Raw genomic sequence first — 22,175 nt, forward strand, 5'->3', positions numbered from 1 at the left:
ACCTAAGTGAGAAGAGCCACGTTAATACCGTGGCTCTTCTTGTTTATTGCTCTTCAAATTGAATACTCTGATATGCACCCACATCAGGATTCTGAGTTCTATCCACGCCCAAAATATCAAACGGAACCTGGTTGGCAGTACTTTGCCCTCCCAGGTTATTGGCTGCAGATTCCTCTCCGATAATTAACTGGTTATTTTGAGCATCAAGAAATTGTGGAGATTCGTTCAAAAGTATATTTTCAAATAGAGAAGTATTATCAAAATCGTATAATTCATTTTCAGAAAATTGGTTATTAAAATCACGAAAACGAACTAAGCAATTTTTAAAATTATAATTAAACGCGGCGTCTTCTACTCTATTAAACAGAAGTTCAATAGATTCATTCCCATAAATAATGCAGTTGCTAAAATTGGCTTCTATTAAATCTGAAATAAATAAGGTTTCCCCTGACTGAAGATTATTTTCTATCAAGACTGAAGGAAACTGGCGAAAACTATTTTGCCAATAATTAGCAAACGTACTGTGACGAAAATTATAACGTCCCCCAAGAGACAAGTTTAAAGACGCTTGACCACTATTGTTGATCACCAAATTTTCTGCATCTATAAATCCAGTTCTAGCTAACAAACCGACGTTTGCAGAATTATAAATTTGTGTATTTTTAATGGTGAGTGTAGGTTGTGCTGAGCCATCATTGGAATCCATTAAAATTCCAACTGTAGAGTTTTTAATAGTCACATGTTCAAAGTTATGGTTTGTACTTCCTTCTGTTAACCAAATTGAGGCCCATTGTCCTGGAATATTCGAATATTCTGGTTCTAAGCGGTCTCCTTCAAAAATAATTTCATTTTCTAGTAATTCAGGATCAGAACTTAGACCCCCAATAGCCTGTACAGAAGCATTATTTGCTGCAATAATTCCACTATTAGTGTGAAAGTGGATTCTGGCACCTGCTTCTATTGTAAGTGTCTCTCCAGAAGGAACTCCAGCGAAACCATAGATAACATATGGTTTTTCCTTGGTAAAGGTAAGATGTTCAGCATCCAAAATAAATCCATCAATTTGAATAGCTTCTCCTTCTTCATCTATGCCCAAAGTTAAGGTTTCTGAAGATCCATCTTCAAAGCGTTCAGGAAATAAAAAAATAGCATCTTGAACAAGAGTAACAAGTTCGACTTGCTGTAAATTAACTCCAGAGTCGAAGTTGATTTGATCTGAATATAAAAATGATAATTCATTTTGAGATAAATCTTGAATATCCGCCGTTACTTCAACGAATACAAAAATGCTATCTTTTGCCAAAACATTGATATTTGAAATCGACTTTCCTGCAACACCATCTACATTAAGTCTAAAGTTTGAACTTTCTCCTTGGTTGAGTTGAACGTTAGGAATACTAATATCTTGGCTACTCCTGTTGTACACTTTAAAACTGTAAGTACTAGAGCCTATATCGGTAAAGACAGTGTCTAGATAAACAGTATCTCTAGAAAACTCCAAGCTACCAAAACTGGGCTCTGTTTCAAAATCATCTCGACATGAAGTCATAGATAGTAGACCAAGCGCTACTAGAATAAAGCAAATTTGTTTCATAAAAATGATATAAAATGAATAACGCTGTGCGTGATGTTTTATTTCTCTAAAATTTTAACTTCAAAAAGCTTATCCCAATTTTTCCCTGTTACGAAAAGTCGTTTGGAAGCCTTATGGTAAGCAATACCATTTAAAACATCGAGCTTAGAATGCTGTTTTACGTTATCACGAAGCCCTCTAAAATCAATTACACCTTCGACTCCACCATGATCTGGATTTATAATCACTACACCATCTTTCTGGTAAGTATTGGCATAGATTTTACCTTCAACCCACTCCAATTCATTAAGTTGGTTAAGAATCATTTTGTTCGTAGTAGGTTGAATATATTCTTCCTCTTCAAGAGTTTCAGAGTTTAACGTCCAAATTTTATCGGTCCCATCACTTTTAAATAGTTTTTTCTCATTATTACATAGCCCCCAACCTTCTTTACTATCTGTGTAAGCAAATTTATTAAGCAACTTCATTGTCTGTAAGTCGTATACGAGACCTTCCTGAGATTGCCAAGTAAGTTGGTAAATTTTATTGTTTAAAATAGTCAAACCTTCACCAAAGTAAAACTGGTCTAGCTCCATTTCATTCAAAACCTCACCAGTTTTATAATCCACTTTTCTCAGTGAAGATTCTCCACGTTGTCCTGTACTTTCATATAAAGTATCTCCATGAAATTCTAAACCCTGAGTGTATGCCGAGATATCGTGAGGGTAGGTGTTTACGATTTCATAAGTATAAAGTTTAGGTGAAATACTGCTCAAAAGTTTTATAGATTTTGAAATCTCAACCTTTTCCCCATTTACTTTCAAATTAACTTTTAAATCATGGTTTCCGAGTTTAAATTCTGAAAGATCCACTGAAAAAGCTTCAAGACCCTTTGAATTTAAAATGATTTTATCTTGAAATTTAATCTCTACTGAACTTACCTCATGATCTTTTAGAGCTTTTATACTGCCGTTAAGCAGATCCGAATTAGTGAAGGATTTGGAGTTGCTTTGAAGAATAATTTTGAAGTCTTTCGATAAATCCTCATCGCAAGACATGAAAACTATGGCTAAAAATATGATTGCCAATGAATTAAAAATACGCATCATAATTAAATTAAATTGTGGAGTAAAAATAGGAAATTTGACGAGAAAACGACTTGTTGCAATTAAATAAGATTGTATATTTGCCACTGGCAAGTCCTACACAACTAGCTCCTGTCGAATCCCCCAGAGCGGGAACGCAGCAAGGGTAGATAGTTGAGCGGTGTGATGTAGGTCGCTTGCCTTTTTTTTTATTTCCAAAACTATCCCTCATTTTTTTATTAATACTATAAGTTAGATATTTGCCTAAATTAAATTTTAATGCAAAATGTAGTATTGATTACCGGAGCTTCATCAGGAATTGGAAAATCTATAGGCGAATATTTAGCCAAACTCAATTACAAAGTATACGGTACCAGTAGAAACCCAAAGCAGTCAGAATTAAACGGGATTCACTTTCTTAAACTTGATATTACCGATCTGGAAAGTACTCAAACTGCCATTGGTAGTATTATTTCAAAAGAAAAAAAAATAGACTTTCTCATCAATAATGCAGGTGTTGGTATTTCGGGCCCTTTAGAAGAAATTCCAGAAGAAGAGCAAAAAAAAATATTCAACACCAATTATTTTGGACCAATAAGAGTCATAAATACTGTTTTACCTCATATGAGGGCTAGACAATCAGGATTCATAATCAATATCACCTCAATTGCCGGACATATGGGCTTGCCTTTTCGAGGATTCTATTCCGCTTCCAAGGGGGCTTTGGAGTTAACTACAGAAGCTTATCGAATGGAATTAAAAGCTTTCGGTATAAAAATGACTAATGTTGCCCCTGGAGATTTTGCTACAAATATCGCTGCAAGTAGATACCACGCCCCGATTAAAGAGAATTCTCCTTATAGAGAGGTTTACGAACGAAGCTTGAAACTTATGGATGCACATGTGGATGAAGGCAAAGATCCAAACCTTATAGCTAAAAGCATATATGGCATCATGCAAAAGTCCAATCCAAAGATTCATTATAAAGTTGGAGATTTCACGCAGAAAATTTCAGTGTTTTTAAAACATATTCTTCCTGATAAAGTTTTTGAAAATCTCTTACTTAAGCACTATAAACTGTAAATTTGTAGCTAAAATGTATTTTTATGAAATTTTTTATTGACACAGCAAATATTGACCAGATTAAAGAAGCTCAAGACTTAGGTATTCTTGATGGCGTCACCACCAATCCTACGCTTATGGCGAAAGAAGGTATTACTGGAGAAGAAAATATCAAAAATCACTATATCAAAATCTGTGAAATTGTAGATGGTGATGTGAGTGCGGAAGTGATTTCTACAGACTTTGAAGGTATGGTTAGAGAAGGTGAGGCACTAGCAAAGCTTCATGACCAAATTGTTGTAAAGATTCCTATGATAAAAGAAGGCATAAAAGCCATTAAATACTTTTCTGAAAAAGGGATACGTACCAATTGTACCTTGGTCTTTTCTGTAGGCCAGGCTCTACTAGCCGCAAAAGCTGGAGCTACTTATGTTTCTCCTTTTATTGGTCGCTTGGATGATATCTCTACAGATGGATTGAATTTAATTGAAGAAATCCGTTTGATTTATGACAACTACATGTTCGAAACTCAAATCCTTGCTGCATCAATAAGACATACCATGCACATTATAGATTGCGCAAAAATTGGTGCAGATGTCATGACAGGTCCATTATCTTCTATTGAAGGTCTTTTGAAACACCCATTAACCGATAGTGGTCTAGAGAAATTCTTAGCAGACTACAATAAAAACAACTAGTACTTTATACCAAATTAGACCTATAATGACGCAATAAATCGTTTCTTTTTCGCCTGATTTTCATCAAAAATAATTATCGTAGCTAAGGCTATGCTAGTTATTTTTGATTTCAATCAATCAAAAAATAATTCAATTTATTCATACGGCATTATAAATATAATTTGGTATTATTTATTATTATTGAATAGACTGTCTAAAATACTTTTATTAATTAAGATTCTGAAATAAATTCAGAATGACAAAATTTTAGGATTTTAGACAGTTTTTTTGTTTTACAAAGCCTTAATGGTTTCAAGAAAAAAGCCATGTTGGTCTTCGGTGTAATCTAAATGGGTAACTAGTCGCATTTTTCCATTTCCCATATTGCTTATTCGTATCCCTTTTTCCTCTAGATCTCTCATAAATTGGATTTCATCCAAATGAGGCTGAAGATAAAAAATGACAATATTGGTTTCTACATGATCTACCGCTTTTATTAACGGATGTTCAGACAAGGCTTTTTCAATGTCTTTGGCTCTTTGATGATCTACGCTCAATCTATCCACATGATGATGTAACGCATAATAAGCAGCTGCTGCCATGTATCCTACTTGCCTCATACCACCTCCCAAAACTTTTCTAACGCGTATAGCCTTTTTCATAAGGTCTGAATTTCCCATCAACACAGTTCCCATGGGCGCTCCAAGACCTTTGGAAAGACATAACGAGATGCTGTCGAACATATGGCCAAAGTCTTTAGGATCGTGGTTATTGGCGACAATGGCATTATATAATCGGGCACCATCCAAGTGAAGACCCAATCCATTTTTATCACACACCGCTTTTATAGATCTAATAGTCTCTAGGTCATAGCATGCACCTCCACCTTTGTTAGTTGTGTTTTCTAAACAAACCAAAGAGGTTAAAGGGCTATGGTAAAAATCTGGTGGATTAATAGCTTCTTCAACGAGTTGAGCTGTGATCTTACCTTTATCTCCATCCACGAGTTTACAGGACACTCCACTATTGAAAGAAACGCCTCCGCCTTCATAATTATAGACATGAGCCCATTTATCACAAATAAGTTGCTCACCAGGTTGAGTGTGGAGTTTGATAGCAGCCTGATTGGACATGGACCCTGTTGGAAAATACAAAGCTGTATCCATCCCGAATAGATCTGCCAAATAAGATTCAAGCTTATTTACAGAAGGATCTTCTTTATAAACATCGTCTCCAACCTCAGCCTTCATCATATAGTCGAGCATTTCAGGGGTAGGTCTAGTAACGGTATCGCTTCTTAAATCGATTTTCATGCTTATACTTTTTATTCGAAAATAAACATAATTAGGATGACGGCGCTTCAGATAATTTTTAAATTTGACAAAATTTTAATCATGATCAATTCTGACTCAATAAAAACTATCAACGAACGTATCATTTCTCTAAACCAATATCTTTGACTTAGATGCAAAACGCATAAAAGTTGCCAACGAAGAAGAAAAGACATTTGCTCCAAATTTTTGGGACAAGCCTCAGGAAGCTCAAAAACTAATGCAAGCCATCAATGATGAGAAGCAGTGGGTCAAAAGCTTCGACTTTGCAAAACAACTGGTAGAAGACCTAAATGTTTTATTTGAATTTTTTGAAGAGGGAGATGTTTCTGAAGACGAGATTAAAGAAAAATATGCCGAGGCTTTAGAGTTAATTGAAGATTTAGAATTCAAAAATATGCTTTCTGAAGAAAGCGACCCCTTAACGGCAATCCTTCAGATCACAGCTGGAGCTGGTGGAACAGAAAGTTGTGACTGGGCAGAGATGCTCATGAGAATGTATATCATGTGGGCCGATCGCAGAAACTTCAAAATAAGGGAACTCAACCACCAAGGCGGTGATGTAGCAGGAATAAAAACTGTTACTCTAGAAATTGAAGGAGAATATGCCTTTGGTTGGTTAAAAGGGGAAAATGGAGTCCATAGATTGGTTAGAATTTCTCCTTTCGATAGTAATGCGAAACGCCATACTTCTTTTGCGTCGGTATATGTGTACCCACTTGTAGATGACACCATTGAAATTGACATCAATCCCTCAGAGATTAAATGGGAGTTTGCTAGATCTGGGGGTGCTGGTGGGCAAAACGTTAATAAAGTGGAAACCAAAGCTATATTAACACACTATCCCAGCGGTATAGTTATACATAATTCAGAAACAAGATCACAGTTAGAGAATAGGCAAAAAGCGATGCAAATGTTGAAATCTCAGCTATATGAAATTGAACTGAAAAAACAACAAGCAGCCAGATCTGAGATAGAATCTGAAAAGAAAAGTATAGAATGGGGCTCACAAATTCGCAATTATGTGATGCATCCCTACAAGCTTGTCAAAGATGTTAGGACTGGTTTTGAGAGTGGTAATGTTGATGACATCATGAATGGCCATATCGATTCATTTTTAAAATCCTATTTAATGAGTAGTGGACAAAAAAAAGAAACCGATAGTTTATGATAAATATATACCACAATCCACGTTGCAAAAAATCTAGAGAAGGCCTATCTATCTTGGAAGATTCTGGACAGGATTTCAAAATCATAAAATACTTAGATGATATCCCTTCTCAAAAGGACTTAAAAAGTATCGTTAAAAAACTAGGCATTAAACCCATAGACCTGATTCGCAAACAAGAAAAAATATGGAAAGAGAACTTCAAGACTAAGGATCTTTCCGATTCTGAAATTATTAACGCTCTCCATGACTTTCCCAAACTTATAGAACGACCTATAGTCATAAATGGAGAGAAAGCAATCATAGGAAGACCTCCAGAAGATATTAAAGGTATTCTTTAGGATTTGTAATAATAGATGTATATGGGATATTTATAATTTACCATTTTTAAAATTTAAAATACATGGATCACTATACCACTCAAGAAAATGTTCAACACGAATATCAAAACTGGAAGCTTTCTCAACTTATACTTAAAGAAATAGCTAATTTTTTAGGTTCAAAAGCTAAATTCCAACATGTTAAAGCAGGTCTTGAAAATACACTTATGAACACCTTGGGAGATCATCAAGTCCATGGAGTAGAGCTTTTTCAAAAAATTGATCAGCAGTATATATCTTCAGGGTTTAGCTATGCTGATATTTCGCTTGATGATTCTGAGTGCAGTTCTTGCTTAGAGATTATCACTACAGTAATCGATGAACATTTTAAGGACATCGAAATACCTTCTGAAGTTAGTTCTTCTCCTGACACTTTAAGTATAGATGATTTTGAACTTAAAAGAAATCAGTATATCGATAAAGCTTATCATTTTGTAAACTCTGAAACTGACGATGCTACGGCTACCAATGCAATCTTAAGATCTGCATTGCGATATGGATCTATTTATGCTGAAACGCGACATATAGGACCTCCTCAGAAAGTTTACGACTTATTTTATAAGTGGGGCGTCCGCAATGAAGGCTTTGCCTCCCCATTTAATGCTAGATTATTAGGTAAACCAAAAGCTCAATTTTATAGTCTTTTTGAAAATACCGATGAGATTTTTGGGAGCGGTGGAAGCTTTTTCAATTTAAATAGTCCTGAAAATCCTGGGCACTGGTGCTTAGACCCCCCCTTTACTTCAGAACTTATGATAAAAGTAGACTCTATTTTAGCCTCTTGGTTGAAAACCTATACGGATCTGAGTTTTTTACTTATTATTCCACAAAGCCATACTCCTTCGAACAAACCCGATGAAACAATAACTCTTAAAAAAGATCTTCATTATTATGAAGGTTTGGAAGGTGTTTTAAAGCCACTACCGGTCAACGTTTGTATACATAGGTATGGAAATATAGAAGGCTTCTCTTCAGATGCAATCCTGGAGGGATATTCCAAATAAAAAAAGCTGCCTTTTTTAAGAGGCAGCTTTTAAGTAGGGTTCATAAATTCATTTAAGAATTTGTCATGTCTTCAGGTCTTACCCATTTATCGAATTCTTCTTCAGTGGTATACCCTAGATTTACAGCCTCTTCCTTTAAAGTAGTTCCATTTTCGTGAGCTGTATTGGCAATTTCCGCAGCTTTATAATAGCCTATCTTTGGATTTAAGGCTGTCACCAACATCAAAGAATTTCTCAATAATTCATTGATGCGGTCTTGATTAGGCTCAATTCCAGCAGCGCAATTTTCTTCAAAAGACACACACGCATCTCCAATTAATTGGGCAGACTGTAATAGATTGGATGCCATTACTGGCTTAAAGACGTTAAGCTCAAACTGACCTTGCATTCCTCCTACTCCAATAGCCACATCATTTCCCATAACTTGAGCACAAACCATGGTGAGCGCTTCACACTGAGTCGGGTTTACTTTACCAGGCATAATTGATGAGCCTGGCTCATTAGCAGGAATTGTAATCTCTCCTATTCCACTTCTAGGTCCAGAAGACAACATTCTTATATCATTACCTATTTTATTTAAAGAAACCGCTAATTGTTTTAAAGCTCCATGAGTTTCTACTAAAGCATCATGAGCCGCTAAAGCTTCAAATTTATTTTCTGCAGTAACGAAAGGAAGCTTAGTAAATTCTGCAATGTAATGAGCTACTTTTTCTGCGTAGCCTTCTGGTGTATTAAGCCCAGTTCCTACTGCAGTTCCTCCTAAAGCTAATTCCTGTAGGTGAGGCAGGGTATTTTCTAAAGCCTTTAGACCGTGGTTTAATTGGGAGACATAGCCACTGAATTCTTGTCCTAAGGTTAAGGGAGTAGCATCCATAAAGTGAGTTCTTCCAATTTTCACAATGCCTTTAAAAGTCTCTGCCTTTTTCTGAAGCTGGTCTCTCAGTTGTTCAATACCAGGAATCGTGACTTCTACAATTTTTTTGTAGGCGGCAATATGCATTCCTGTGGGGAAGGTATCATTAGACGATTGAGATTTATTAACGTCATCGTTTGGGGATACAAATTTATCACCTTTGCCTAGTTCATGACCTTGTAGTTGATGAATCCTGTTGGAAATCACTTCATTCACATTCATATTACTTTGGGTACCAGACCCCGTTTGCCATATCACCAAAGGAAACTGGTCATCGTGTTGTCCCTCTAAAATTTCGTCGCAAACTTTAGCAATCCAATCTCGCTTTTCTACTTCAAGAACTCCGAGTTCTGCATTGGTATATGCAGCTGCTTTTTTCAAATAAGCAAAGCCGTAGATTATTTCGAGGGGCATAGAGGCAGGGGGACCTATCTTAAAATTATTCCTAGAACGTTCTGTTTGTGCAGCCCATAATTTGTCTGCAGGAACTTTTACCTCTCCTATGGTATCTTTCTCAATTCTATATGACATTGTATTGATTTTAATTTTTCAAATTTAAGAAATTATAGCTTTAGATACGTTTAATGCCAAATTAAACCTATCATGTCGCACTAAATCGTTTTAGCGATATGAATTCGGCACAGGCTTTTTTCGCCTACTTTTTATCAAAAACAATGACCGTAACTAAGGCTATGCTAATTATTTTTTATTTCAATCAATCAAAAAACCTGTGCGGAACTAAGTCGTAGTATAATTCAATTTATGTATACGATACAATAAATTTAATTTGGTGTAACTTTTTATTTCCACGCAATTATTTTTATCTTTTATAGGTTTGTAATTTTAAGTTTATTTATATTTGTAAAAATAAACTTTTTCTGATGTTCGAATTTGATCAATATTTAGGTTTTTTACTTTTCTTACTTATACTAACCATTGGCTTTTGGTTATTGATTTTTCTAACGGCTATCATTCCTTATTGGATTGGAGGCTCGCTAATCGAACGTTTGAAAGAAATTAAAGAAAGCAAAAAGAACAAAAACAAATAGATTACACTATTTATAAAGAAAAAGCAGAATCTTTCGATTCTGCTTTTTCTGTTTGGTGCCTAAAGCTACGATCCACCGAAGTCTCCGTCATCATTGTTACTTCTTCTGTTTTGTTCTCGCTTTTGTTGATTAAACCTATAAACTAGAGTAGCTGTTACTTGTCTTACCCTCCATTGGAAAGAACTATTTGATGTAAAATTTTCCGTAATAGTGAATTGATCTCTTTTTCTTGAATTAAATAAATCTCTAACGTTTAAAGAAATAGTTAGATTATCATCTTTTAAAAAATCTTTACTAAGGGCTAAATCAATAGAGGCTATAGGGTCTGTTTCAGTTTGGGCATTTACCCTAGGACCTCTATAAAAGGCATTGGTTTGCCATTGGATTTTACCTGGTAGAACAACGTTAGAACTAAATCTACCAAAATAACTTTCATTAGTAGCACCATATTCAATACCCTCAAAAGATCCCTCACTTTCGAATCTAAAGTAATTAAAACTCAAATTGGTTCTTAACCACTTGGTAGGATTATACAATACACCAACTTCAGCACCATAACGCTGTTCAGTAGCCAAGTTAATGGGTATGTTTTCAATAATGGGAATACCATCTTCTTCGGTTAACCTTCCTGTATCTCTCTCAACGCGTTCAAAAGCATCAGTTTCTCTTTGAAAATAAATTGAACTTGTGAGGGTAAGTTTCTCCCAACGTTTTAAATAACCTAAATCAAAGGCATTAGCAAAAGAAGGGTCTAAATCTGGATTACCTTGAAATACATTTATTCTACTTGACTGAGATGGAAATGGATTTAAAAACCAGCTTCTTGGCCTATTGATACGTCTATTGTATCCAAGAGTAACATTTTCATCTTCTCCTAATTCATAAACCAAATTGACGGTTGGGAAAAATCCTCCAAAATTTTTATCGAAATCAAAAATTCTATCAGAATTTCCAGAAACCAGCGGCGTTGTTGTTCCCTTCAGTTGAGTATGCTCGTACCTCAAGCCAAGAAGAAAAGAAAATTGCTCAAATTTATTTCCATACTGTGAATAAACGGCTGTAATATTTTGCTGAAAATCAAAATCACTTGAAACAAACTCATCTGTTTCAAGATTACCTGTTTCGAGATTTTGCCTTTGAACCAAAAATCCTTGAGTTTGATCTGAATAATCTCCTCTAAATCCAACTTCAAATTGAGCATCACCCATAGGCTTTACGTAATCTGCCTGTATGAGATAACTATCCCGTTTTTCAGTTTCTAAGTTATCTTGGAAAGCTACTAATGAATCACTGGGAAGGGTTTGATTTTCATTGATGATTCCATTTTTTGTCTCATTACTACTAGAGTATTGAAGGTCTGCTGTTAACTTATGATCACGATTTTCTTTATCAAATCGTTTTTCGTAATTCATCGAGTATTGAAAACTCTTATCATCTTCTAATTCGTCTTCAATTCTAGCCGTAGTACTATTTTCAATTCCATTTACAAATCGTCTGTTAGTATTGGTCGTCATATCTCTATCATCACCAAACCTAGTGAATAAACTAGCGGTAACTGAGGACATGTCATCGATGAAATACTCAACCCCAGCATTAACATTAAAATTTTGACCAGTTCTATCATACTCCCGGTCTTCTATAATCCTATCAAAATTAGAAATACCTGTATATTTAGTGTCAAAAAATGCGTTACCAGGTCTAGTCCTATCGGTATATCCAAGGCTTGTAAAAATATTGAAATTTTCAGTTCTTAAATTTAAGTCAACAAAAGCACCTGAATTTTTCGGATCCCCAAGTGTTCCTCGAATAGATCCGTTAAAACCAAGGGTTTTTTCTCTTTTTAGAATAATATTTATGATTCCAGCAGTACCTTCGGCATCATACCGTGCAGAGGGGCTTGTAATTACCTCAACAGATTCAATAGCTTCTGCAGGAAGTTGTTGAAAAACATCTTGATCTCCAAATCCAGCAACAGAAGAAGGTTTACCATTTATTAAAATTCTTACATTATTATTACCTCTTAAACTGATAGCTCCATCAATATCTACTGTTACAGAAGGGACATTTCCTAAAGCATCACTTACAGTTCCTCCTGCTGTAGTTAGATCTTTTCCTACGGTGTAAATCTTTTTATCAAGTCTCACTTCTACTTGAGTGGTTTCGGCGACGACGGTCACTTCATCAAGATTGTCTGGCCTAATCCCCAATTTTATTATTCCAAGGTTTGTATCCTTATCTATAGTAAAATTTGAAAAAACTTTAATTTCAAAAGAAATATATTCAATCTCAAGATTGTAAGTCCCTTTTTCTAGCTTTATAGAAAGCCTACCTTCTCTGTTGGTTACTCCTCCATTAACAATACTCCCATCTTCAATACTTTTAGCTGAAATTGAAGCGTATTCCAATGGAAAATCCATTGAAGCATCAATTACTTTTCCTGTCAATTCATACTCCTGTGCAAATCCAATAATAGGAAAAAATGCCAGTATGCTCATTATTTTTTTAAACACTAGTAGTTAATTTAAATTCAATACTATGACTAGTTTATTAAAAGGTGGTTTAATTGAAGCCCGTTAAAGTAGAGTTAACATTAGGCAATTAGTATACGAATGAAGTCTTATCACTGAATTCACTCATTTTTTTTGTGAGGTAACCTACTAGTTGTTATATTTCAACGAATTTAAGAACCTTAACATTGAAAGACATGTCAGAACAAGAAGATCCAAAAAACCAAAACGAAGAAAACCAAGGTGAATCTAAAGAACTTAGTTCTGAGGATGCCCATGTTTTCTTAGATAAAGAAGAAAAGTCTACTCCTAAGGAGAAAGAAACTTCGGAGAAAGAATCTAAAGTTGAAGAGCAAGACATAGAAGATGCCAATGCTAAAGATAGTAAGGAAGAGAAGTCTACTCCTAAGGGAAAAGAAACTTTGGAAAAAGAATCTAAAGTTGAAGTGCAGGACATAGAGGATGCCGACGTCTCTTTAGATAAAGAAGAAAAGTCTACTCCAAAGGAAGAAGAAACTTTGGAGAAAGAATCTAAAGTTGAAGAGCAAGACATAGAGGATGCCAATGCTGAAGATAGTGAGGATGCTGATATTTCAAGACGGCATGATATTGAAATGAAAGATTATCATGCGATGTCTCTTGATGAGTTGGTTTTAGAGATTGAAAATCTTGTTAAAAAAGAGAAAGTACAGTCCATAAAAGATCATGTAAGTAATATTAAAATTGAATTTGATAAAAAATTCAATGAAGTTATAGAAGAGAAAAAAGAAGAATTCCTAGCCGAAGGTGGAAATATTATAGATTTCCATTATTCTTCACCTGTAAAGAAAAACTTCAATACTATTTATTTCGATTATCGTGAAAAAAGAGATCATTACTATTCTCAATTAAAAAAGAATCTCAACACCAATCTTAAAACTAGACTTGGTATCATTGAGGAACTTAAAAGTATGATAGGCTCTGGGGAAAGTATGACTTCCAGTTTCAAACAATTTAAAGAATTACAAGAGCGATGGAAAAATGCAGGGTCAGTTCCAAGAAACGACTACAATACTGTATGGAATAATTACCACCACCACATAGAAAGATTTTATGATTTTTTACATCTAGACCGAGAGTTTAGAGATATGGATTTTAAGTATAATCTAGATCAAAAACTCAAAATTATAAATCGGGCCGAAGAACTATCACAAGAAGAAGATGTCAACAGATCTTTTCGGGAACTTCAATTGCTCCACAAAATGTGGAAAGAAGAATTAGGTCCAGTAGCACGAGAATACAGAGATGAAATTTGGGATAAATTTAGTGAAGCTACCAAACTAATCCATGAAAAACGTCAAACTCATTTTGAAGAGTTAGACCAAAAACGCGAGGAACACCTGTTGGTTAAAAAAGAAATTATCCAACAGATAGAAAAGCTGACTGAAAAAGAGATCATCCAACATAAGAATGCTCAGGACCGAATCAAAAATGTAGGTCAACTAAGAGATTTATTTTTTAAAGCTGGAAGCGTTCCAAAATCTAAGCAGGATGAAACTTGGGATGCTTTTAGAAAAGTGACCAGAGAATTCAATAAAAAGAAGAATGATTTCTATAAAGATCTTAAGAAAGACCAATACGATAATCTTGAAAAGAAGAAAAAACTTATAGAGATTGCAGAAAATCATAAGAATAGTGAGGACTTTAAAGTGACTACTCCACTTATGAAAAAAATTCAAAACGATTGGAAAGACATAGGTCATGTGCCTAGAAAAGACTCAGATAAGATTTGGAAACAGTTTAAAGCTGCTTGCAACGATTACTTCGACAAATTCCACACGCATAAAAACGATGAGAACAATGGAGAAATACAGGCTTTTAATGAAAAAAGAGACCTTATCACAAAACTTAAAGACGAAGTCTTAAGCGATGATGACGAGGTAAACATTAAGCTTGTAAAATCTTATATTTCTAAATGGAATGACATCGGAATGGTGCCCAATCAAAAACGCTATGTAGAGAATAAATTCAACAGGGCTTTAGATCAAATTTTCAAAAAAATAGATGTAAGTAAGACGGATGCTGAATTGATGAAGTATCAGAATAAACTCCAAAACCTTGAAAATACTGATGACTCCAACAGTATCTACAAAGAACAAACTTTTTTAAGGAAAAAGATTGATGAAACAAAATCTGAGCTCCAGCAACTAGAAAATAATCTTCAGTTTTTTTCCAATGCAGATCGAGAAAACCCTTTAGTAAAAGATGTTTATAACACTATGGACAAGCTGAAAGAAGATCTGGAGATGTGGAAGACTAAATTGCAAAAAATAAAAGCTTTGTAAGGCAAAATCCTTCGGATAAGCTAAAATTTATCTTGTCCGCTTTGTGAGAAACAAGCTGATTATTTTTAAAAAATGGGTCGAAAAGGCAGGTTCTATTACTAGTGTTCAACCTGTTAATCTGTCTTTTTGATTCCTAAGAAATATATAGATCACCCATCAAGACGTGCTAGCTATGAAGAGCATAATTATGGCATAAATCACCTAAGTATTTAGAATTTACAAGCTCAATTAAAGGGTTACTCAGGATCAATTTTCTATCACCAGTGTAAAGGTTTGAATTCTGGATACAAAACTGGGCTCATAGCGCTAGTTATTCTAGAAGATTTTTGGCTTTAAAACTGTAGCACTCTACGATTTTTTTTATCCTGATGAACGATACCTTTCCAAATCCTAGAATTATATAATTTGTTGCGAGGCAATGAAGCATTTCTATTATCAGAAAAAAAATTCAAAATTGACTGATTTACTTAAGCCAAATTATATTTATAATGTCGAATAAATAAATTGAATTATACTAGGACGTAGCTCAGCAAAGTTATTTTGATTAATCGAAATTAAAAATAATTAACATAGCCATCGTTACAATAATTATTTTTGATAAAAGCAGGCGAAAGAGAAATAAATTATTTCGACATCATAGGTTTAAATTGATATTAAACCTTCCGGAGATTATTTTACCAAAAAAGTCTTTTAAAAAGTAAATCTATTTCAGAAGAGTTTAGTTATTGATGGTTTTAGCTATAACTAAACTCATGTCTTTTTTTTACACTGTAGAAGCTTTAAAGAATATATCAAAACACTTTGAATTTAATCCTGTGTAAAGTATGTAACCCAAGTTTATCACCTTCAGCTAAAAAGTTAGATTTTAGTCAAGTTTAAAAGAAGGGAATAAATCATTCAATACAAAATTATAATGAATGTTTAGTTGCATGGCTTTATTATAATGCAATTTTGAATTTTTGTAATCTCCCAATTCAAAATAAACACCTGCATATCTGTATTCTAATTCCGCAAAATCTGTAAAGAAAACCTCGGCCTGTTTTAAAGTTTGTAAGGCATCTTTAAAATGCTTTAGTTCTATAAGAATATCCAAACGAGTAATCCACGTTTCTAGCTCATAATTACCGAGTTCAAGGCTTTTTTTAAAACCAAGAGCAGAGTCTTTAATATTATCTAATTCTAGATTTATAATAGCAAAGTGCTTCCAATACAGAACGTTTTCTTCATCGATATTAATAGCTTTATTGATGTAGTACAAAGCCTTCTTGTAATCTTTAATTTTGACGTGATAGTCGGAAAGCGCTAACCACACCTTATCCAACAAAGGATCTTCATGTAGCGCTTTTTTATAATGCTTTAAAGCTTTTTCAGGTTCATTCAACTTGAGAAAACACTTTCCAATTCTCAAATAGGCGAAAGCAGTGGGATCATCAATTTGAAGGGTGAGGACATAGCATTCTATAGCATCCTTATATCGCTTAAGACGCTCTAGCACCTTCCCTTTCTCTAAGTACGCCCCTATAAAATATTCATCTGAGATAATTGCATATTCAAAAGCCTCTAGGGCATTATCGAACAGGTTATTTTCGAAATATATCTTTCCGAGTTGATGCCAAGCGACTTCGCAGTAAGGTTGACGATCCAGAAAAGATTTTAAAAACTGAATTGCTTCTTCGTTTTGATTTAAAAAATCAAAACAATAAATAATATTATATAAGGCGGTAGAGTCGCTTTCATCGTTCTCTAGACATTTGATATAACTTTGCTTAGCATTTTCAAAATCTTCTAAAAACATATACTCCATTCCCATAATGCTATGGATTTCTAGGAGATCATCAGCAAAGTTTAAAGATTCTTTTAAAATTTTGATAGCATCTAGATGAAGATCTTGCTTAGAGTAGATGTTTGCAATAAGAATGTATATTTCTTCATTATTGGGCTCCAAAGACTTAAGGCTTTCCAACAAATCCATAGCTTTTTCGAACTTATCTTCAAAAGAAAACAATTCTGCCTTCATCAAAAGTAAATTAACCGACTTTGGGTGTTGATCTAAAGCAAGTTTTAAGGCCTTTTTAGCTAAAGCCAAACGACCGCTATCTATATAATGACCTATTATATTTTCAAACTCCGTCGCGTCAAAAAACAATATCTCATTGGTTTTCAACATCATTTCAAATTTCTCTATAGGAAAATCGAAGTCATCGTGATGAGAGGATCCTAATTGCATACAAAATGATTTAAGTTTTGGTTAAGGTAAAGGTCTTTTTTCAATTTAAAAGCAAATTTAATAAAATGTTATCCACAAGTTATTCTCCTTTTTTTAATTTAGTATATTCATTTAATAGATCAATAATAATGCCACAGCCCTTAATAATTTCTTCCTCTGATATGGTTAATGGCGGAGAAATTCTTACGGCTTTTGTTTCATACAGCAACCAAAATAAAATAAGGCCTCGGGTCTTAGCTTCTAGCACTAAATAATTAGCAATTTCATCACTTTTAAATAGCGGAGCTAGCATTAGTCCTATACCCCTTACTTCTTCTATAAGGTCATGCTGAAGCAACTCTCTAAATAGTTTTTCTTTACGATCTACATCCTGTATGATGGATGTAGAAAGAAGCACCTCTAACGTAGCTTTACAAGCTGAAGCAATCACAGGATTACCTCCAAAAGTAGTAATATGGGCTAGTTTCGGGCTGTCACTTAATAGGCTCATTAGAGCTTTAGAAGCTGTAAAAGCGCCTACTGGTAATCCAGAAGCCATAGCTTTTCCTAAAACGAGTATATCCGGGACCACATCAAAATGCTGAAAGCCAAAAAGCTTTCCTGTTCTCCCAAATCCAGGTTGGATTTCATCCAAAATCAACAAGGCTCCCACCTCTTCACAGCGTTGCTTTACTTTTTTTAGATAATCATTTTGAGGCAAAATAAACCCGGCTCCCCCTTGGATAGTTTCTAATATAACAGCTGCAGTTCGCTCTGTTATAATATTGAAACAAATTTCTGTATTAAATTGTAGGTGAGTGATATCACCAACTAACGGCCTGAACGGTGCTACACGCTCCTCATAATCCATCAAACTTAACGCCCCATAAGAATTACCGTGATAGCACTTTTTGGCAGCTATAATCTGACTTCTACCAGTAGCCCTTCGAGCCAACTTCATCGCTCCATCAATAGCTTCTGTACCGCTATTTACCAAGTAAGTTTGTGATAAAGGCTCAGGTAATTGCTGTGCTAAAAGCTTTGTAAATTCTACCGCTGGAGATTGTATGTATTCCCCATATACCATGACATGCATATATTGATCTAGCTGATTTTTTATAGCTTCAATCACTTTGGGATGTCTATGACCCAAACCGCAGGCAGAAACACCTGCCACAAAGTCTAGATATTGGGTTCCATCTTTTGCATAAATATAAGAGCCTTCTGCAGAGACTACCTCAACTCCTAAGGGATGGGGAGTCGTTTGTGCCTGGAAGTCTAAAAAATCACTTTTCATCATCTATTTTTACAGCTTTTATTTTTCTTAAGGGCAATTTTTTATCCTCCGGAACTTTACCTGTATTTGAGGGTTTTAAGTCCGCTTTTTCTAAATTTGAATTTGAGTTTAACTCTCTTATTCCTTCAAAAAAGTCACCGTAAATATCAGGATCTTCTAGACCCTTTATTTTAGTTAAAACCAAACTATCTCTCCCTTTAAACAAGTCCGCTTTACTCATCAGCCGCTCATCTCCTCTCCAACTAAAGTCTTTTAATTTTCTTGCATTTTCTGGAAACATAGAACTTGGATGCGTTTGGGAATCCACCTCATTGTAATAGTAGACATCTGAGATTTCTTGTTTTTCGAATAAAATTTTAATTTTAGCCGAGATCGATTTGTTAATGCCTAAAAGATCAGAGGTATCATCCCTCAAAAAGAATAAGGATTCTGTATTTCGAATGATATTAACTTCATAGATTTCGTTATTCTTAAATAATCCAAAAAGTTCCTTCCCCTTAATTTGATTATAGCCGTCTATGGAGTCTTTTTGGATCATAAACGCATTATAAAAAACCTTAAGAGAATCTAATTGTTCCGTCTCTGTATTACTGATTAAATGAATGGTATCTCCAGTAATTTGACTTTCACCTGACCACAGAATTGGATCTCGAATCAATTTAGTGAGTCCAGTGGCTTCGTTACTATGTATAGAATCTGCTTTCCCACTCAAATCCGATTTATACAATCTAGCATCATAAAAAGCACGAATATCTCTATTTCCAGTCTTTCCTGTAACCATAAGTGTATCACTTGCTATAAAGACTGAATCCTGCTCTTGTTTTATAGCGGCGAGTGGATTTTTTGTAATGAATAGCGAATCCTTCATCCTAAATACCTCCGCATAATGACCTTTTATAACCGATTGATTCACCGTGTCGGTGACTTTAATATTGTTGGTTGCAGAAGCGAATCCAGTAGGCCTATCAAAATAAATACTATCCCCTTCTAGCAATCTATTTTCGTAATCTATTTTTGAATTTTTGACAAAAAAACCATTATCCTTTCGCGTATCATAAAATCCTCTCTCGCAAAACACTGTACTCGTTTCGCTTGTTATCGTAGAAGGACCATACAAAAAAGCATGGCCTTTCTCAGAATAAAAATCTAAATAATCTGAGTCAATATCATACTCTGGATTTCTAACTTTAACATCTTTCCGAAACGAAAATTTTTCTTGATTCATAAAATATCTACCTATCACGCTTGTAATAGTAGATGCTGAATCCTTTACAGCTCCACCACTTCTGTAAAAAGCCTCTTGCTTAAGTCTGTTGAAAAACAAGGAATCTGTCGTGAGTCTATTACTAGGTGTAGTTAATACAACATCTTCACTAGCAAAGGCAAATTGGGTATATCCGTTATACTCGGCATACTTACTAGTCATATTAACCGTATCGCCCTGCTTCATTCTTACATTCCCAAAAGCTCTAAAAAAGTCGTCCGTTTGATAAAAAATAGCTCGATCGCACCAAACCTCAATACCGTCATGAAGAAAGTAAACCTGATTATTGACTTTCGATAAGATAAAAGCACCCGGATAGTTCACTTCATCCACACGAGTTCTATCGCTAGTGTAATCTATTTTTTTTCCGTGTTGAGAATACGAAATGTTTACAAAAAGCAAAAAAGATACTAAAACTATAAGGTATTTCAAATCGATTACTTTAGGCTGGCAAAATTACATTTTTATTAAAACAAAAGCAGCAATAAATTGCTACTTTAAGTATAACAAATAACTTCAAATTAAATCCCTTCAAAAACTATTAAAGAAGATAATCTGTACTCACAAAGTTGGACGTTTTACTTTCCAAAAGTTTACGAATAATATCATTATTATGAGGGTTGTCTTTTGATGCTAAAAAAGTTCTTATAGAAAATGACCTTAAGGCATCATGAACACTCAAAGTTCCGACTGCAGAATCCTTACGCCCAGTAAATGGTAAAACATCAGGTCCTCGTTGGCAAGAGCTATTTAAGTTGACTCTACATACCAAATTTACCAATACATCTATGAGCGGTGCAAGGGTATCGACATTTTTGCCAAATAAACTGACCTGCTGTCCATAATTAGATTTTGCTATTTCATCCAACAGTTCTTGTATATCATTAAAGGATTTTATAGGCACCACAGGGCCAAATTGCTCTTCTTGATAAACACGCATAGATTCGTTGACGGGGTATAATACCGCAGGATAAATATAATTATCGGTAACAGTTCCTCCTTTTTTATTGAGAATCTTAGCTCCTTTTTCTTTGGCATCCTCGATTAACTCCTTAATATAAGCGGGTTTGTTTGGCTCTGGAAGTGGTGTCAATTTTACGCCTTCTTCCCAAGGCTGACCAAACTTAAGCTCATCCACTCGTTTTGAAAATCGTTTATTAAACTCATCCTTAATATCATCATGGACATATATGATTTTAAGGGCTGTACAGCGCTGTCCATTATAAGATAATGATCCATTAAGACACTCTTCAATAGCTAAGTCTAAATCTGCATCTGGAAGAATAATAGCTGGATTTTTGGCTTCTAAACCGAGTATAAGCCTCAATCTATTTTTGTAAGGATGTTGATCCTGAAGAGCAATGGCAGAAGTTGAGTGTCCTATAAGTGCTAAAACATCAATCTTACCTGTTTTCATGATGGGAACTGCAACTTCTCTCCCTCTTCCATAAATTACATTTATAACTCCGGCAGGGAAACTTTTTTGAAAAGCCTCTAGCAAAGGAGATAATAAAAGAACTCCGAACTTGGCAGGTTTAAAAACAGCAGTATTTCCCATAATCAGAGCTGGGATAAGCAAAGCAAAAGTTTCATTCAATGGATAATTGTAAGGTCCTAAACATAGAACCAAACCGAGCGGTCCTCTTCTAATATGAGCGTTGATCCCATCTGTTTTCTCAAACTTGGCACTATCCCTGTCCAGCTGTTTGTAATTATCTATTGTGTCATAAATATACTGAACAGTCCTATCAAATTCTTTTTCTGAATCTGGTAGCGTTTTTCCTATTTCCCACATCAGTAGTTTTACAACTTCAGTTCGTTTGGTTTGCATATGCTCCACAAAGGATTTCATACATTCAATTCTATCTTTTACGCGCATGGTTGGCCACTGTCCTTTTCCTTTATCGTAGGCATTCACAGCCGAATTTAAAACTGCCAAGGCTGTTGGCTCATCCATATGAGGGACAGTACCAAGTAAGGTTGGCTTGTATTCTGAACTCGTAGAAATTGTTGAATATACCTCATCCATCTTTCCATCCCAGTTGACTAGTTTACCGTTATCTAAATATGTATTTTGATGAAGTAATGAATCAATTGTATCTAAATTTGTATTTAACATAATATTTTAAGGGTTTTATTGAAATATGTCACAATTTAATAAACTAACTTATCGATCTATTATAACTAAGTAAAATGATTTGTTAAGCTTTAGTAATGCATCCGTTTTGATAAAAATCAGCACACCTATCTCAAACCACTAAGTGTATAAAAAATAGAGCCGAAATTCCAGAGACAAAGATTAACTCTAATTGAAGAATTTTACGTTTCGCTTAGA

The 22,175-nt window shown here is 34.7% G+C and carries 15 protein-coding genes and 1 other RNA gene; 7 read left to right on the top strand and 9 right to left on the bottom strand.

The window, feature by feature from the left end; genetic code table 11:
• Window positions 1-43: 43 nt before the first annotated feature.
• Together P700755_RS02290 and P700755_RS02295 are read right to left on the bottom strand one after the other, a co-directional pair.
• Window positions 44-1,594: a hypothetical protein gene (locus P700755_RS02290; RefSeq protein WP_015023141.1), complete on the bottom strand. Its 1,551-nt coding sequence runs from the start codon at window positions 1,592-1,594 to the stop codon at window positions 44-46.
• Between the two features lie 38 nt (window positions 1,595-1,632).
• Entirely contained in the window at window positions 1,633-2,679 is a 1,047-nt protein-coding gene (locus P700755_RS02295) for a glutaminyl-peptide cyclotransferase (protein WP_041758580.1), read from the bottom strand.
• Between the two features lie 87 nt (window positions 2,680-2,766).
• Between P700755_RS02295 and ffs the strand changes: the two genes are divergently transcribed.
• The 3 genes from ffs (at window position 2,767) to fsa (ending at window position 4,418) form a co-directional block, all read left to right on the top strand.
• An RNA gene (gene ffs, locus P700755_RS18975) (signal recognition particle sRNA small type) lies at window positions 2,767-2,864 on the top strand.
• A gap of 73 nt (window positions 2,865-2,937) precedes the next feature.
• On the top strand, window positions 2,938-3,741 hold the full coding sequence (locus P700755_RS02300; protein WP_015023143.1) for an SDR family oxidoreductase: 804 nt from the start codon (window positions 2,938-2,940) through the stop codon (window positions 3,739-3,741).
• A gap of 23 nt (window positions 3,742-3,764) precedes the next feature.
• Window positions 3,765-4,418, top strand: a complete 654-nt coding sequence (gene fsa, locus P700755_RS02305) for a fructose-6-phosphate aldolase (RefSeq protein WP_015023144.1) — start codon at window positions 3,765-3,767, stop codon at window positions 4,416-4,418.
• A gap of 272 nt (window positions 4,419-4,690) precedes the next feature.
• Here the strand turns inward: fsa and P700755_RS02310 are convergent, their stop codons facing one another.
• The gene (locus tag P700755_RS02310) at window positions 4,691-5,710 is read right to left on the bottom strand and encodes a threonine aldolase family protein (RefSeq protein WP_015023145.1); all 1,020 of its coding nucleotides are present in this window, start codon (window positions 5,708-5,710) and stop codon (window positions 4,691-4,693) included.
• Window positions 5,711-5,791: 81 nt separating this feature from the next.
• Here P700755_RS02310 and prfB point away from each other — a divergent pair.
• The 3 genes from prfB (at window position 5,792) to P700755_RS02325 (ending at window position 8,280) form a co-directional block, all read left to right on the top strand.
• Window positions 5,792-6,899, top strand: a protein-coding gene (prfB, locus tag P700755_RS02315) for a peptide chain release factor 2 (protein WP_157609239.1) whose coding sequence is annotated in 2 segments (ribosomal slippage) — window positions 5,792-5,854 and window positions 5,856-6,899 — 1,107 coding nt in all. Because the reading frame shifts where the segments join, the coding sequence is not laid out codon by codon here.
• A complete protein-coding gene (arsC, locus tag P700755_RS02320; protein WP_015023147.1) occupies window positions 6,896-7,237 on the top strand; it encodes an arsenate reductase (glutaredoxin) in 342 nt (113 codons plus the stop codon). The genes prfB and arsC overlap by 4 nt, the downstream gene beginning before the upstream one ends.
• A 62-nt stretch (window positions 7,238-7,299) precedes the next feature.
• Complete coding sequence (locus tag P700755_RS02325; protein WP_015023148.1) at window positions 7,300-8,280, top strand: PCIF1 family methyltransferase; 981 nt, start codon at window positions 7,300-7,302, stop codon at window positions 8,278-8,280.
• Between the two features lie 52 nt (window positions 8,281-8,332).
• Here the strand turns inward: P700755_RS02325 and fumC are convergent, their stop codons facing one another.
• Window positions 8,333-9,724 (bottom strand): class II fumarate hydratase, encoded by a 1,392-nt coding sequence (gene fumC / locus P700755_RS02330; RefSeq protein ID WP_015023149.1) that lies wholly within the window; start codon window positions 9,722-9,724, stop codon window positions 8,333-8,335.
• A 583-nt stretch (window positions 9,725-10,307) separates the two neighbouring features.
• Window positions 10,308-12,737, bottom strand: a complete 2,430-nt coding sequence (locus tag P700755_RS02340) for a TonB-dependent receptor (RefSeq protein ID WP_015023151.1) — start codon at window positions 12,735-12,737, stop codon at window positions 10,308-10,310.
• 209 nt (window positions 12,738-12,946) lie between these two features.
• On the opposite strand from P700755_RS02340, the gene P700755_RS02345 reads away from it, so the two are divergent.
• The gene (locus tag P700755_RS02345; protein WP_015023152.1) at window positions 12,947-15,073 is read left to right on the top strand and encodes a DUF349 domain-containing protein; all 2,127 of its coding nucleotides are present in this window, start codon (window positions 12,947-12,949) and stop codon (window positions 15,071-15,073) included.
• An 865-nt stretch (window positions 15,074-15,938) separates the two neighbouring features.
• Here the strand turns inward: P700755_RS02345 and P700755_RS02350 are convergent.
• The 4 genes from P700755_RS02350 to P700755_RS02365 form a co-directional block, all read right to left on the bottom strand.
• Window positions 15,939-17,300 carry a tetratricopeptide repeat protein gene (locus P700755_RS02350; RefSeq protein WP_015023153.1) on the bottom strand — a complete coding sequence of 454 codons (1,362 nt, stop codon included), beginning with the start codon at window positions 17,298-17,300 and terminating at the stop codon, window positions 15,939-15,941.
• Window positions 17,301-17,379: 79 nt separating this feature from the next.
• Window positions 17,380-18,576 (bottom strand): aspartate aminotransferase family protein, encoded by a 1,197-nt coding sequence (locus tag P700755_RS02355; RefSeq protein WP_015023154.1) that lies wholly within the window; start codon window positions 18,574-18,576, stop codon window positions 17,380-17,382.
• Window positions 18,566-20,272 carry an OstA-like protein gene (locus P700755_RS02360; RefSeq protein ID WP_015023155.1) on the bottom strand — a complete coding sequence of 569 codons (1,707 nt, stop codon included), beginning with the start codon at window positions 20,270-20,272 and terminating at the stop codon, window positions 18,566-18,568. The genes P700755_RS02355 and P700755_RS02360 overlap by 11 nt, the downstream gene beginning before the upstream one ends.
• Before the next feature lie 109 nt (window positions 20,273-20,381).
• Window positions 20,382-21,959: an NADP-dependent glyceraldehyde-3-phosphate dehydrogenase gene (locus tag P700755_RS02365; RefSeq protein WP_015023156.1), complete on the bottom strand. Its 1,578-nt coding sequence runs from the start codon at window positions 21,957-21,959 to the stop codon at window positions 20,382-20,384.
• Between the last annotated feature and the right edge of the window lie 216 nt (window positions 21,960-22,175).

This window comes from Psychroflexus torquis ATCC 700755 (assembly GCF_000153485.2).
GTDB lineage: Bacteria > Bacteroidota > Bacteroidia > Flavobacteriales > Flavobacteriaceae > Psychroflexus > Psychroflexus torquis.